This is a genomic window from Thermomonas brevis, assembly GCF_014395425.1.
Lineage (GTDB): Bacteria > Pseudomonadota > Gammaproteobacteria > Xanthomonadales > Xanthomonadaceae > Thermomonas > Thermomonas brevis.
In genome coordinates this window covers 1,704,408-1,718,211 of record NZ_CP060711.1, presented here as the reverse complement: position 1 = coordinate 1,718,211, position 13,804 = coordinate 1,704,408, and the positions used below count along the sequence as shown (strand labels likewise).

Annotated in this window: 11 protein-coding genes and 1 pseudogene; 3 read left to right on the top strand and 9 right to left on the bottom strand. The window is 70.8% G+C overall.

Annotated features, from left to right (window positions below; translation table 11 throughout):
• Nucleotides 1-15: 15 nt before the first annotated feature.
• The 3 genes and pseudogenes from tatA to H9L17_RS07960 all read right to left on the bottom strand — a co-directional run bounded on the left by tatA (nucleotide 16) and on the right by H9L17_RS07960 (nucleotide 1,430).
• Nucleotides 16-249, bottom strand: a complete 234-nt coding sequence (gene tatA, locus H9L17_RS07970; RefSeq protein ID WP_187568956.1) for a Sec-independent protein translocase subunit TatA — start codon at nucleotides 247-249, stop codon at nucleotides 16-18.
• 55 nt (nucleotides 250-304) lie between these two features.
• A pseudogene (locus H9L17_RS07965) lies at nucleotides 305-1,117 on the bottom strand (lipid-binding SYLF domain-containing protein); the annotation flags it as partial.
• Between the two features lie 82 nt (nucleotides 1,118-1,199).
• Nucleotides 1,200-1,430, bottom strand: coding sequence for a hypothetical protein (locus H9L17_RS07960; RefSeq protein ID WP_187571785.1), 231 nt, complete (start codon nucleotides 1,428-1,430; stop codon nucleotides 1,200-1,202).
• Between the two features lie 101 nt (nucleotides 1,431-1,531).
• Between H9L17_RS07960 and hemH the strand changes: the two genes are divergently transcribed.
• A complete protein-coding gene (gene hemH, locus H9L17_RS07955) occupies nucleotides 1,532-2,494 on the top strand; it encodes a ferrochelatase (RefSeq protein WP_187571784.1) in 963 nt (320 codons plus the stop codon).
• On the top strand, nucleotides 2,494-3,348 hold the full coding sequence (locus H9L17_RS07950) for an alpha/beta fold hydrolase (RefSeq protein WP_187571783.1): 855 nt from the start codon (nucleotides 2,494-2,496) through the stop codon (nucleotides 3,346-3,348). The genes hemH and H9L17_RS07950 overlap by 1 nt, the downstream gene beginning before the upstream one ends.
• Nucleotides 3,349-3,491: 143 nt before the next feature.
• Here the strand turns inward: H9L17_RS07950 and H9L17_RS07945 are convergent, their stop codons facing one another.
• The 3 genes from H9L17_RS07945 to ttcA form a co-directional block, all read right to left on the bottom strand.
• The gene (locus H9L17_RS07945; RefSeq protein ID WP_187571782.1) at nucleotides 3,492-4,292 is read right to left on the bottom strand and encodes a YgjP family zinc-dependent metalloprotease; all 801 of its coding nucleotides are present in this window, start codon (nucleotides 4,290-4,292) and stop codon (nucleotides 3,492-3,494) included.
• A 154-nt stretch (nucleotides 4,293-4,446) separates the two neighbouring features.
• Entirely contained in the window at nucleotides 4,447-5,349 is a 903-nt protein-coding gene (locus H9L17_RS07940; RefSeq protein WP_187571781.1) for a recombination-associated protein RdgC, read from the bottom strand.
• A gap of 186 nt (nucleotides 5,350-5,535) precedes the next feature.
• Nucleotides 5,536-6,444, bottom strand: a complete 909-nt coding sequence (gene ttcA / locus H9L17_RS07935; RefSeq protein WP_187571780.1) for a tRNA 2-thiocytidine(32) synthetase TtcA — start codon at nucleotides 6,442-6,444, stop codon at nucleotides 5,536-5,538.
• A gap of 60 nt (nucleotides 6,445-6,504) precedes the next feature.
• Between ttcA and H9L17_RS07930 the strand changes: the two genes are divergently transcribed.
• Nucleotides 6,505-6,723, top strand: a complete 219-nt coding sequence (locus H9L17_RS07930; RefSeq protein WP_187571779.1) for a YdcH family protein — start codon at nucleotides 6,505-6,507, stop codon at nucleotides 6,721-6,723.
• 12 nt (nucleotides 6,724-6,735) lie between these two features.
• Here H9L17_RS07930 and cfa read toward each other — a convergent pair whose 3' ends face one another.
• From cfa to H9L17_RS07915, 3 genes are all read right to left on the bottom strand, one after another.
• Nucleotides 6,736-7,902, bottom strand: a complete 1,167-nt coding sequence (cfa, locus tag H9L17_RS07925; RefSeq protein WP_187571778.1) for a cyclopropane fatty acyl phospholipid synthase — start codon at nucleotides 7,900-7,902, stop codon at nucleotides 6,736-6,738.
• Between the two features lie 47 nt (nucleotides 7,903-7,949).
• The gene (gene plsB / locus H9L17_RS07920) at nucleotides 7,950-10,691 is read right to left on the bottom strand and encodes a glycerol-3-phosphate 1-O-acyltransferase PlsB (protein WP_425507413.1); all 2,742 of its coding nucleotides are present in this window, start codon (nucleotides 10,689-10,691) and stop codon (nucleotides 7,950-7,952) included.
• A gap of 69 nt (nucleotides 10,692-10,760) precedes the next feature.
• Nucleotides 10,761-13,724, bottom strand: a complete 2,964-nt coding sequence (locus H9L17_RS07915; RefSeq protein ID WP_187571776.1) for a GGDEF domain-containing protein — start codon at nucleotides 13,722-13,724, stop codon at nucleotides 10,761-10,763.
• Nucleotides 13,725-13,804: the final 80 nt, after the last annotated feature.

The following is a 13,804-nucleotide window of genomic DNA, read 5'->3' as shown; positions in this document are numbered from 1 at the left end:
CCGCGCCTGGCGGCGTCAGCGCGCCGCGTCGTCGCGTTCGCGCTGCTCGGAGCCGGTGGACGCCGGCTTGTCTTCGCCGATCCGTGCGGCGGGCTGGTCGTCCTGCCCGCCTTCGCCGTGCATGCCCTTCTTGAACTCGTGCACGGCCTTGCCGAGGTCGCGCGCGCCCGAGGTCAGGCGCTTGGTGCCGAACACCAGCAGCACGATGACCAGCACGATCAGCCAATGCCAGATGCTGAAACCGCCCATGGATACGCTCGCTGTGGTGGGGAAGATTGCGGATTCTAGCTTACGGCCTGGTCGCCGTTGCCGGTTCCAGCGGCGTGGTGGTCGCGGCGTTGCCGGACTCCAGCGGCTGCACGGTGACTTCGCCCGAGGCGGTGGCGACGGGCGGCGCTGCCGGGGCGCTGGCGCCGCCACGGGCGTAGCGGGCGGCGGCGGTGGCCTCCTCCAGCGTGTCGCGGAAGGCGACGATCGCGGCCGACGGCGCCTGCGGCGCGCGGCCCTCGAAGATCATCCGCGGGGTCACGCCGGCGCCGTAGGCGCTGCGGTTGGCGCCGTTGTCGATCGACAGCACGGCGCCGTCCAGCGCGACGCCGGCGAACAGTCCGCGCGCGCGCGACCACGACCAGATTTCCGCCTTCAGCCCGCCATCGGTGGCGGCGGCGGCGTTGCGGCCCACCGGGCCGGCGGCCACGCTGGCGTCCGCGCCGAGGGTGAATTTGCCGTTGACGATGTTGTCCAGCCCGCGCTGGCTGCGGAACACCAGGATCACGTCGGCCGACTGCACGCCGGCCTGCAGGCCGAAGCTGGCGCCGGAGAGCTTCACGAACACCGGGTTCGACCAGGTGCCGTCGGAATTCTTCACCGCCATCACGCCGAGGCCGTGGCGGCCGCCGAGCATGAAGCCGGCCTTGATCGTGTCGGGCACCACCACGATGCCCTTGGCGTCGTCCAGCAGGCGATCCGGGATCGACGCCTCCGGAATGGCCTGGATCTGCTTCACCACCCGCACCGCGTCGTCGGCGCGGACGTTCTCGCGGTCGCCGGCCACGGCGGCGTTGGCGATGAGCAGGGCGGCAAGGGCGAAGGCGAGGCGGGTCGGCGCGTGGGACATGCGGGGAACTCCGGAGACGTTGGCGTTCAGGCTAGGCGCGGGGTGATGAACCGGTGTGGAACCGTCGCGGCGTGCGCCCGGTTCAACCGGCGAGTTCCAGGCGTTGTTCGATGCGCTCGACGCGGGTATTCAACCTGTCGAGCCGGACGCCCTGTTCGGCGACGATGCTGCGCAGGTTGGAGGCGTCCTGGTGCAGGACGGCGATGCCCTGCTCGACGCCGAGCAGGCGATTCTTGATTTCGCCGACATCCGTACGAAGCGCGTCGACCGACGAACGGATGCCGCGCAGGTGTTCCAGTACGAGATCGGTCATATCCATTTCTCCAGTGTACCCCGCAGGTGGATAGGCAGCCTGCGCCAGGCAGGGTGCGCCCGCCATCGGGGATTCCCGCATCCGCATGTCATCCTATGCGGATGCCGCAAGCCACCGACACGGCCCTGATCCTGGCCAATCTCGGCACGCCCGCCGCGCCCACCGCGCCGGCCGTGGCCGCCTACCTCGACGAGTTCCTGTCCGATCCGCGCGTGGTGCAGCTGCCGCGCTGGCTGTGGCGGCCGCTGCTGCGCCGGGTGATCCTGCCGCGCCGCAGTCCGGTGGTGGCGGAGAAGTACGCCGAGATCTGGCTGCCGGGCGGCTCGCCGCTGGCCGTGCATACGCGCGCGCTGGCGCAGGCCGTGCAGCAGCGCCTGCCGGACTGGCGGGTGGAGCATGCGATGCGCTACGGCGCGCCGTCTCTGGCCGATACCTTGCAGCGGCTGCGCATGGACGACGTGCGGCGGGTGCGGGTGCTGCCGCTGTATCCGCAGTATTCGACCACCACCACCGCCAGCGTGGCGGACGCCGTCGCCGCGCACGGCAGTGGCATGCAGGTGGAACTGCTGCATGACTACCACGCCGACGCCGGCTGGGCGGCGGCGGTGGCGGCCTCGATCCGCGCGCACTGGGACGCGCACGGGCGCGGCGAGCGCCTGCTGCTGTCGTTCCACGGCATCCCGCAGCGATTGGTGGATCGCGGCGATCCGTACGCGACGCAGTGCGAGGGCAGCGCGCGCGCGATCGCCGATGCGCTGGGCATCGCGCGCGAGGAGATCGTGCTCACCTACCAGTCGCGCTTCGGCCGCGAGCGCTGGCTGCAGCCCTATACGATGCCGACGTTGCAGCAGCTCGCGCGCGACGGCGTGCGCCGCATCGACGTGGCCTGCCCCGGCTTCGCGGTGGACTGCCTGGAAACGCTGGAGGAGATCGCGATGCAGAACGCCGAGGCGTTCCAGCAGGCCGGAGGGCAGGCGCTGCGCTACATCCCCTGCCTGAACGCGGATGCCGCGCACGCCGGCGCGCTGGCGTCGCTGGCGCAGCGCGACGCCGGGTGGCGCTGATGCGCGAGATCGGCTTCGACGTTCCGTTAGGCCGCATTGCCGCGCTGCGCAACGACGGCCGCGGCCCGCGCGTGCTCGCCCTGCACGGCTGGCTGGACAACGCCGCCAGCTTCCTGCCGATGGCGCCGCACTTGCGCGAGCTGGACCTGGTGGCGATCGACCTGCCCGGCCACGGCCGCAGCGCGCATCTGCAGCCCGGCGCGGAGTATTCCTTCAGCGTCGCAATTGCCACTGTGCTGGACGTGGCCGACGCGCTGGGTTGGGACAGCTTCCGCCTGCTCGGGCATTCGATGGGTGCGGGCATTTCCAGCCTGATCGCGGCCGCCTGCCCAGACCGCATCGAACGGCTGGCGGTGATCGAGATGCTGGGCGCGCTGGCCGACGTGCCGGAACACACTGCGGCCCGCATGCGCGAGGCGGTGGCGGCGCAGCGGCTGGTCGCGGACAAGCGGCTGCGCGTGTTCCCCGACATCGACACCGCCGTGCGCGCCCGCCTGCACGCCGGCCGCGTGCCTGGCAGCGGGCTGGACGAGGCGCTGGTGCGGCTGCTGGTGGAGCGCGGCGTGCGCGCCGTGGACGGCGGCTGGTGCTGGAGCAGCGATCCGCGCCTGACCCTGCCGTCGCTGACCCGGCTGACCGAAGCGCAGATCGACGACCTGCTGGCCGGCATCGCCTGCCCGACGCTGGCGGTGTTCGCCGATCCCGCCCAGCCCTACCTGCCGGACGCGCAGCGCCGCCGCCGGGCGGCGCTGCTGCCGCAGGGGCGATTGCTCACGATGCCGGGCGGCCACCATCTGCACATGCAGCAGCCGGCCGAAGCGGCGTCGGTGCTCCGCGATTTCCTGACCGGTTGAACCTCAGCCGTCGTTGCCGGTGCGGACGGTGAGCTGGGTGCCGTCCGCATTGAGCAGCAGGTAGAACATCCGTCGCCTGTCCTTGCTGTTGCGGGTTGTCGTCCCCGAGATTCTCCTGCCCGTGGACCATGCGTTCCGCTTCGTCAGCCGGCCAGCAGCTGCCGCAGCCGGCCCTTCAGGGCGCGTCCTTCCGCGCGCAGGTAGTCGCGTTCGCCGCGCCAGTGCGGGAAGCGTGCCTCCACTTCGTGCCAGAACCGGCGCGAGTGGTTCGCGTGCAGCAGATGGCAAAGCTCGTGCACCAGCACGTATTCGAACGCCGAGGGCCGCGCCAGCAGCAGCGCGAGGTCGAGCGCCAGCGTGCCGTCCGGGGCCAGCGAGCCCCACAGCGAGGAGGTGCGCTTGAACACGATCCGGCGCGGCGTGCGTGGCAGGCCGGCGATGTAGGTCGGCAGCCAGCGGCCGACGTCGGCGCGGCCCTGCGCTTCGTAGAAATCCTTCAGCGCGCGGCGCAGCGCGGCGTCGCCGGCGGTGGCCGGGGCGATGAAGCGCAGGTTCTCGCGCTCATCGGCGAACTCCAGCCGGGTGGCGCGGCCGCTGTCCCATTGCAGCGGCACGTCGATGCCGCGCAGCGGCAGCGAGGCGGTGATGCCGCGCGCCAGTTCCATGCCGGCGGCGTCCGCATGCGTGGCGAGCTGCGCGGCCAGCCAGGCGCGATGTTCGTGCAGGAAGCGTTCGCCGGAGACCAGGCTGGCGCGCAGCGGCAGGGTCAGCCGCGCGCCGCGTTCGTCGACCGAGAGCTTGATCCGCCGCGCGCGCGGGTCGCGCACGCGCAGCACGTCGATGCGGCGGCCGTCGTCCAGCAGGAACGCGAGGCTGTCGCGTTGCACCGCGGGCGCTTTCGGCGCGATGCGGGCGGGAGCGAGCAGGCGGAACAGGGAGCGCATGCGGCGATTCTAAGCGCCCTTTCTTTCGGCGAAGGGGAAGAGTGGGCGGCGCGATTGCGAACCAAGGAGCGTGCGTTGGCGGGTCGGGGAGGTGCCGCGCAAGGTGCAACCCCCTCCCGGCCTCCCCCTGCTGCGCAAGGGGAGGAGGAAATCCTCAGTCCGCCTTGCTGAGCTTGAACGCCTTCTCCAGCACCGCGAACAGCCGCTTGAACTCGCCGGCCATCAGCGCGAAGCGGGCGTCGAGTTCGGCGGCGATGTCGTCGCGCTCGGTGGATTCGAGCTGGTCCACGGCGCCGTCCAGCAGCTTGAACTTGCGCACGATCAGGTCTTCGCCGATCACGAAGCTGACGTGGTCGTCCAGGGTCAGCGCCAGCCGCGTGCACTGCTTGCCGGCTTCGAGGTGCTTGGCGATCTCGTCGCCGACCAGCTCCATGCGCTGGATCTTCACCACCGCGCCGGAGTCGGCGGGATCGCGCAGCTCGCATTCGTCGCCCAGCGAGAGGCCGTCCGGCAGCGGGTCGCCGGCGATCCAGCCGGTGAGGATGGCGCGCGGCGCGACTTCGGCGTTCACCGGCAGCGCCGGGAAGCTGCCCAGCGCGCGGCGCACTTCCGACACCACCGACTCGGCGTTCTTGCGCGAGGAGCTGTCGATGGCGATCACCCCCAGCCTGGTGTCGATCAGCGCATCGCAGCGCACCGGACGCACGAAGGCGCGCGGCAGCAGCTCGGTGACCAGTTCGTCCTTGATCCGCTTGCGCGTGCGTCCGCCGGGCTTGCGGCCTTCCTTCTCCTCGATGGCGGCCAGCTTCTTCTGCAGCAGGTCGTTGACCACCGCGCCGGGCAGCAACTTGTCCTCGCCGCCGACGGTGATCCACAGCGATTCCTCGATGGCATGGCTGAGCGCCTCGCCGTGGTGGCCGAACGGCGAGACGAAGCCGCGGCTGGACAGCTCCATCGGGCCGACCGGCTTGAGCGCGCATTCGGCGAGGTGGGCGTCGAGGTCGGACAGGTCGAGCGCGACGGGGAAGCGGAACAGGGTCAGGTTGCGGAAGAACATCGGAAATCCTGTTTGTGCTCCCTCCCTTGCGAAGCAGGGAAGGGCTGGGGTGGGTGCTTTTTCCGTCATTCCCGCGAAGGCGGGAATCCGGCGTCTGATTTTTGCCTGAAATGGCAAGGGCTGGATTGGACAGACATTCGTCTGTCAAAAGCGGCCCGCCTGCGCGGGAATGACGATGATGAGGGGTCAATCGTCGTCGCGCTGCGTCTCGCCGCCCGCCAGCCATGCATGCGCATCCGGCAACGCATCGTCGCCGCGCTTGCCCAGCGCCATGAAGTCGAACAGCTTCGGGTCGCTCAGCTGCGACGGCCGGATGTCGCCCAGCGCGCGCGCCATCGTCTCGATGCGGCCCGGCGCGTCCTTCTCCCACTGCGCCAGCATCTTCTTGACCTGCTTGCGCTGCAGGTTCTCCTGCGAGCCGCACAGGTTGCAGGGGATGATCGGGAACCGCTTCGCCTCGGCGTAGGCTTCGATGTCGTCCTCGCGCACGTAGGCCAGGGGGCGGATGACGACGTGCTTGCCGTCGTCGCTGAGCAGCTTGGGCGGCATGCCGCTCAGCTTGGCGTGGAAGAACAGGTTGAGGAAGAAGGTGTTGACCAGGTCGTCGCGATGGTGGCCCAGCGCGATCTTGGTGAAGCCGTGTTCCTCCGCATACGTATACAGCGCGCCGCGGCGCAGCCGCGAGCACAGCGAGCACATGGTCTTGCCTTCCGGGATCACCCGGCTGACCACCGAATAGGTGTCCTGCTCGATGATGTGGAAATCCACGCCGATCGACGTCAGGTAATCCGGCAGCACGTGCTCCGGGAAGCCGGGCTGCTTCTGGTCGAGGTTGACGGCGGTGATCGAGAACTTCACCGGCGCCTTCTTCTGCAATTGCAGCAGCACGTCCAGCAGGGTGTAGCTGTCCTTGCCGCCGGACAGGCAGACCATGACCCTGTCGCCGTCCTCGATCATGCCGAAGTCGGCGATGGCGCGGCCGACCTGGTGGCGCAGGCGCTTGGCCAGCTTGTCGGCCTCGTGCTTGTTCGCCGGCGGTTTGGCGCGCTGCGAACGCGAGGGCGGCTCGGCGATGGGGAGCGGAATGGTGTTCATCTGGCCGGCATTTTACCCCGCGCGCTCCCGGCCTCCGGGGCGGCGCGTTATGCTCGGCGCATGAACCAGCCCTCCGATCCGGCCGAACTTTCGCGCATGGCGCGGCGCGTGGTGGAACTGCGCCAGGAGCACCGCGACCTGGACCTGGCGATCGAGCGCCTGCAGGTCGACATCGCCAACGACGAGCTGGCGATCAAGCGGATGAAGAAGCGCAAGCTGCAGCTGAAGGATCAGATTTCCTGGCTGGAGAACGCGCTGATCCCGGACGAACCGGCCTGACGACCCGCCCGTTCAGGCCGGCCGCCGCCAGCCGCCCGGCACGCCGTCCTTCGACAGCAGCCATTGCCACAATTGCAGCTCGCGCGCGCGGAAGGCGCCGGCGCAGCTGAGCAGGTAGTAGCGCCACTTGCGCCGGAAGGTTTCGCCCAGCGCGCCGGCGAAGCGCGGCCAGGCGGCCTCGAAACTGGCGTGCCAGGCCATCAGCGTCGGGTCGTAGTCGGCGCCGAAGTTGTGCAGGTCCTCGCAGACGAACAGGCCGTCCAGCGCGTCGCCGATCTGGCCGATCGAGGGCAGGTCGCCGTTGGGGAAGATGTGGCGGTCGATCCAGCGGTCCGGCACCGACTTGCGGCGGTTCTTGCCGATGGTGTGCAGCAGGACCAGGCCGTCGTCGCGCAGGCAGCGGTGGGCCACTTCCATGAAGCGGCGATGGTTGCGCCGGCCGACGTGCTCGAACATGCCGATGCTGGCGATCCGGTCCACCGGCCCGCCGAGGGCGTCGGCGTCGAGCTGGCGGTAGTCCTGCAGGCGGAACTCCAGCGGCAGGCCGGCGTAGCGCTGCTGCGCGTAGGCCGCCTGTTCCTCCGACACGGTGACGCCGATGCAGCGCACGCCGTAGCGCTCCGCGGCATGGCCCATGAAGCTGCCCCAGCCGCAGCCGATGTCCAGCACGCGCATGCCCGGCTGCAGCCCCAGCTTGCGGCAGACCAGGTCGAGCTTGGCCTCCTGCGCCTGCGCGAGATCGGCCGCACCGCCCTGCCAGTACCCGCAGGAATAGGCCATGCGCGGCCCCAGCATCGCCGCGTAGAAATCGTTGCCGAGGTCGTAGTGCGCCTTGCCCACCTGCCAGGCGCGGCGGCGGTTCTGGCGGTTGAACAGCTTCACCTGCAGCGCGTGCCAGGCCAGCTGGGCCGGCTGCACCTCGCGGTCGAGGTGCGCGCGCAGCAGGTGCTCGAAGAAGACGTCCAGCCGCTCGCAGTCCCAGGCGCCGGCCATGTAGGCCTCGCCGAGGCCGAGGTTGCCTTCGGCCAGCGCGCGGTCGAGCGCGGCCGGATCGTGCAGCCGCATGTCCCAGGGGCGGTCGCCGTTGACGCGGATGTCGGCGCGGCCGAGCAGGCCGGCCACCCACTGGCGCGGGGCGGTGTCGAGGACGGCGTCGTCGTGGCCGGCGGGTGCGCTCATGGCGGCAGGTCTCCCGGAACCCTGCCGCGAGTATTCCGCCGGCGGCGTTAACCCGGAGTGCTGTCGCCGTCCGCCGGCGGTGCGGCCTCGTCCGGCAGCGCCGGCCGCTCGCCGGTGGTGCGACCGGTGTCCGGGCTGATCTTCTCGATGGTGTGGCGCAGCTCGCGGCCGAGCACCACGCGCGCGTCCTTCGCCCATGCCTTGAGGCGGTCGTCGAAGGTCAGCTTGCTGTTCTCGTCCGGCCAGACCAGCTTGAGCTCGCGCAGCTTCTGGATGAAGCCGCGGAACAGGGTCTTGTCGAAGAACTCCGGCGCGGCCGGGGCGTACAGCAGCGACAGCCGCTGCGCGGTGAGCTGGCACAGGCTTTCCAGCTCGCCCGCACCGAGCACGCCGGAGCCGTTCTTCACCAGCACCGCGATGGCGATGTAGTAGCGCTCGAACGCCTGCTGCAAGGTGTGGCCGAGCGCGCGCAGGCGGAACACCTCGTCGCTCTGGCCGGCGTTGCGCTGGAGGATGCCGCCGTCCTCGTCGCTGACCTGCTCCAGCAGGCCCTCGCGGATGAACACCTCGATGGTGCGGTCGATGCGGCTGGCGAAGGTGTCCTCGTCCCAGGGCAGGAACAGCTCGGCCTGCAGGAACGGATACAGGGTGCGGCCGATCTGCTGGAGCTGGCGGCGGCCCATGCGGCGGTTGTTCTGGAAGCAGACCGCGATCCACGAGGACGCGGTGAACAGGTGCAGCACGTTGTTGCGGAAGTAGCTCAGCAGCACCGCAGCGTCGCCGTCAACGCCGAGCACGTCGCCCAGCGGGTGGCGGGTGCGGGCGATCAGGCCGATCTCCTCGCCGTGGGCGATGATCTGCTCCGGCGTGTGCGGAGTCACCGTCACCCAGTCGGAGTACGGCACTTCCGCCAGCAGGGTCTTGGACAGCGCGATCTGCGCGCGCAGGTCGCTTTCGCCCATCGCGTGCTTGGGCGTGGACAGCAGCGCCAGCGCCAGCAGGTTGATCGGATTGACGTCGGCGGCGCGGTTGACGTTGGTCTGGATCTTCAGCGCCAGCGCGTCGACGGCGCGCGCGAACCACGCGGGCTTCTCGTCGTCCGGCACTGCCTTGCCGTCCCAGTCCGGCGCGTGCTCGGCCAGGATCTGGTCGAGCCGGATGCGCTCGCCGAAGTTCACCACCACCTGGCCGTAGTTGCTGCGCAGCACCTTGGGGATGCCGGTCAGCAGCTGCCAGATGGATTCCTTCTCCTTCGGCTTGCCGGACAGCTCGTCGAGGTAGCTGCGGCCCTCCATCAGCTTCTCGTAGCCGATGTAGACCGGCTGGAACAGCACCGGCCGCGTGGGCTGGCGCAGGTAGGCGCGCACGGTCATCGCCAGCGAGCCGCCCTTGGGCTGCAGCAGCCGGCCGGTGCGCGAGCGCCCGCCCTCGATGAAGTATTCGATGGAATAGCCGCCGGCGACGAGCTGCGCCATGTATTCGCGGAACACCGCCGAATACAGCGCGTTGCCCTTGAAGCTGCGGCGGGCGAAGAACGCGCCGCCCTTGCGCAGCACGGTGCCGACCACCGGCAGGTTGAGGTTGATGCCGGCGAAGATGTGCGGGGCGACGATGCCGTGGCTGTAGAGCAGGTAGCTCAGCAGCAGGTAGTCCATGTGGCTGCGGTGGCTGGGCACGTAGACCACTTCGTGGCCCGGCGCCTCCTGCTTGAACTGGTCGAGGTGGTGCACCAGCACGCCGCGGTAGATGCGGTTCCACACCGAGGTCAGCAGGAAGCTCAGCGAGCGCACCACCGTGTTCGAGTAGTCGGCGGCGATTTCCCAGAAGTAGGCGTTGGCCTTCTTCCACGCTTCCCCGGGCTTGCTGTTGTCGCGCCGGGCCTGGTCGGCGATGGCGTCCTTGACCAGCGGCGCGGACAGCACCTGGTCGGCGAGCATGCGGCGGGTCGACAGGTCGGGTCCGATCACCACCTCGCGCACGCGGCGGAAGTGGGTGCGCAGCACGCGCGAGAGCTTGCGCACGGTGCGCTCGGGCTCCAGCCCCTCGGCGACGATGTCGCGCAGCGGAATGGGGATTGCGAACTGGACGAGCGTGTCGCGGCCGTTGAGCAGGATCGCCAGCAGCCGGCGGAAGCGGCCCACCAGCGTCCAGTTCTCCGAGAACAGCACGCTGAACCAGCCGCTGCTGCGCTTGGGCGCCTGGCCGACGAAGATCGACACCGGGACCAGCTGCACATCCAGCGACGGGTCGTCGCGGTGCGCCTGCAGCAGCCGTGCCAGCGAGCCGGAATGGGTCTTGTGCTCGGCGCCCGGCAGCAGGCCCAGCGCGTTGGCGTGGCGGCGCGACAGCGCCACGTAGGCGCGCTTGCGGCCCAGCGGGTCGCCGGCGATGGGCTGCAGCGGGGGCGGCAGGCCCGCCTCGCGGCAGGCGCGCTGCAGGATCAGCGCGTTGGACAGGCCGTAGTCTTCCAGCACGTAGCAGACCGGGCGCGGGTCGCCGGCGATCTGCGGATCTGTTTCGATGTCCAGCTTCAGCCAGGGATGCAGCGGCCGGCCGAGCAGGCGCGCCCACAGCGGCACGCGCACCTTGCCCGCGCGCGGCGGCGGGGGGGCGGGCGCGTCGGCGGCGGCATCCGCGGCGAGGAAGCCGGGCAGCGGCAGCGGCGGCGCCTCGGCCTGCGCGGGCGCCTGCCCGGCATCGGCGGCGGTGCCGGAGGGGGCGGCGGAAGGCGTCGGCGCGTCGAACAGGCCGGCCTGGGCGGGAGTCTGGCGATCTGGCATCGCCGCCATTATGGACGAGGCCCGTCGGGGGCAGGCAAAGCCGCCCCGGCGCTGGCTGGCGCGTTTATGTGAATCGCGTCACGGATTTCCGGCCGCCACCGGCCTCTCCAGCCAGTGCGAGGCGGGTTCCGGCCGGCCGAACAGGAAGCCCTGCGCGTGCGGGCAGCCCACCGCCAGCAGGGCCTGGCGCTGGCATTCGGTCTCCACGCCCTCGGCCACCACGTTCAGGCTCAGCGAGCGGGCCAGGCTCTGCACCGCCTCGATGATCGCCGAGCTGCGGCGCGCGCCCTCCTGGCCGAGGTCGCGGATGAACGAGCGGTCGATCTTGATCGTCCGCAGCGGGAAGCGGTGCACGTAGCTGAGCGAGGAATAGCCGGTGCCGAAGTCGTCCAGCGCGGTGCCGACGCCGGCGTCCTGCAGCCGCTGCAGGATCCGCGCCGCCGCCTCCGGGTCGCCCAGCAGGGTGCTTTCGGTGACCTCGATGCGCAGCTGCGCCGGCGCCAGCCCGGTGTCGCGCAGCAGCTCCAGCAGGCGCTGGTCGAAGTCCTCGTACTGGAAGTGCCGCGGCGAGATGTTGATGCTCACGTAGCCGCCGCCGGCCACCAGCGCCGCGCCGGCGGTGCAGGCCAGCCGGTACATGTGCCAGTCGATCGCCTCGATCATCCCGCTTTCCTCGGCCACCGGCAGGAACTCGCCCGGGCCGAGCACGCCGCGCGTCGGATGCTGCCAGCGGATCAGCGCCTCGTAGCCGACGGCGGCGCCGTCGTCCAGGCGCACGATCGGCTGGAAGTACGGGCGGAACTCGCCGGCGTGCAGCGCGTTGCGCAGTTCCAGCTCCAGCTCCAGCACGTTCATCGCGGCCTTCTGCTGGGTTTCGTCGAACAGTACGAAGCGCTGCCGGCCGGTCGCCTTGGCGCGGTACAGGGCCACGTCGGCGTCGTGCAGCATCTCGTCGATGGTCAGGTAGCGCGGGTGGCTGATCGCGATGCCGATGCTGACCGAGGCCTGCAGCTCGCGCTCGCCGACGTGGATCGGCTCCTGCATCCGCGCCTGGATGCGCTGCGCGATCTTGCAGGCGGTGGCCGGCTGCTGGCCTTCCTCCAGCAGGATCGCGAACTCGTCGCCGGACAGGCGCGAGACGATGTCGGGGCCGCGCACGCATTCCAGCAGGCGGCGCGAGACCTCGCGCAGCACCGCGTCGCCGGCGAGGTGGCCGAGGCTGTCGTTGAACAGCTTGAAGCGGTCCACGTCGAGGTACAGCAGGGCGAAGCCGTGCTGCGGGTTGCGCTGCTGGCTGGACAGCGCGCGCTCCAGCCGGTCGCGCAGGTACAGGCGGTTGGGCAGGCCGGTGAGCGGGTCGTGCATCACCTGGTGCTTGAGCTGGGCTTCGACCTGCTCGCGCACCGAGATTTCCCGGCGCAGCTCGCGGGTGCGCACCTGCACGCGCTGTTCGAGCTCGGCGTTGAGGTTGCGCAGCGCCTCGGCGTGCTGGCGGCGCTGCACGCTGCTGGCGATCTGGTGGGCGACGAAGGTCAGCAGCTCGGCGTCCTGCGCGCTGTAGATCAGGTCGGGCCGGTAGCTCTGCACCACCACCAGCCCGATGACGCCGTCCGGGCCGAGCAGCGGCGCACCCAGCCAGCACACCGCCGAGGTGCGGGTGTTGTGGTGCTGCCGGTCGATCTCGCCGGCATCGACCAGCCCGCGCACGCCGGCGGTGTCGATCAGCAGGGTCTTGCCGTGGCGGAGCATGTATTCGCTCAGGCCCTGGCTCATCGGCCGCGCCTCGCGCTGTTCGCCGGCGGCGTCGACCGAATACGGGAAGCGCAGGGTGGCGCCGTCGTCCGAGACCAGCGCGATGTAGAAGCTCTCGGCGTCGATCAGCTCGCCGACCGCCTGGTGGATGCTGCGGTAGAAGTCCTCGTCGCTTTCCTGGTTGTTGGCCAGCGCGGCGATCCGGTACAGGGTGGCCTGCAGGTGGGCGGCGCGCTCGCGCTCGGCGATCTGCGCCTGCAGTTGCGCGTTGGCTTCCGCCAGCTCGCGGGTGCGGTCGGCCACGCGCTGCTCCAGCGCCTCCTGGCCGCGCTTGCGCTCGACCGCGTTGAGCACGTGCTCGGCCACGAAGCCCAGCACCGCGCAGTCGGACTGGGTGTAGCCCATGCCCTCGCGATAGCTCTGCACCACCAGCGCGCCGACGATCTGCCCGTCGCGGCGCATCGGCACGCCCATGAAGTCGATCGACGGCGTGCCGAACGCGCCGTCCTCCGCCAGCCCCAGCATCTCGGTGATCTGCGCCGAGGCGCCGCGCACCGGGCGGCCGTGGCGGATCAGGCCGAGGGTGATGCTGTTGCCCATCTGCGAGGTCGGGATGTCCACCTCGGGGTCGTACATCCGGCCGTCCATCTCGTCGGCGAAATAGATGAAGCGGATGGTCTCCTGCTGGCGGTCGTACAGCGCGATGTAGAAGTTCTCGGCGTACATCAGCCGGCCGATGATCTGGTGCAGGCCGCGCAGCAGGCTCTGCATGTCGCGGTCGGAGGCGGCCATGTCGGCGATCGCGAACAGCGCGTGCTGCAGCTGCTCGGCCTGTTCCAGGTCCTTGACCGAGGTTTGCAGGCGCTGGATCGAGAACAGCTCGGACAGGCGCCGCCCGGCCAGCGCCAGCAGCCGCGCCTGCGCGGGCTCCAGCGCGGCCAGGCTGCCCGGCGGGGCCAGCAGGACCGCGCCCGCGTCCTCGGCGCCGGGCGGCAGCAGGCGGGTGTCGAGCGCCTGCGCGGAGGCCGGCGCGCGGCCGGCGAAGGCGTCGGTGGCCGCCTGCACGCGGGCGGGCGAGGCGGCTTCGGGCGGCTCGAACAGGATCTCGCCGTGGTCGGTCCAGGCCACCGCGACGGGCGGCACGCCGCCGTCGCGCAGGCCCTGCAGCAGGGTGGCGGCGGCCTTGCGGATGTCGGCGGCGGCGAGGATCGACAGGCCGGCGGTGGCGAACCCGGACCCGCCTTCCGCGTGATCGTCGCCGCCCCGGTCCGGAGATTGCCTTTCGCTCATGCCTTGGTCCTGTGTCGATGCGGGCCGGCCGCGGGGCCGCGCGTCCCCAGTGTATCGGCCGGCGCGGCCGGTTCTTGGGC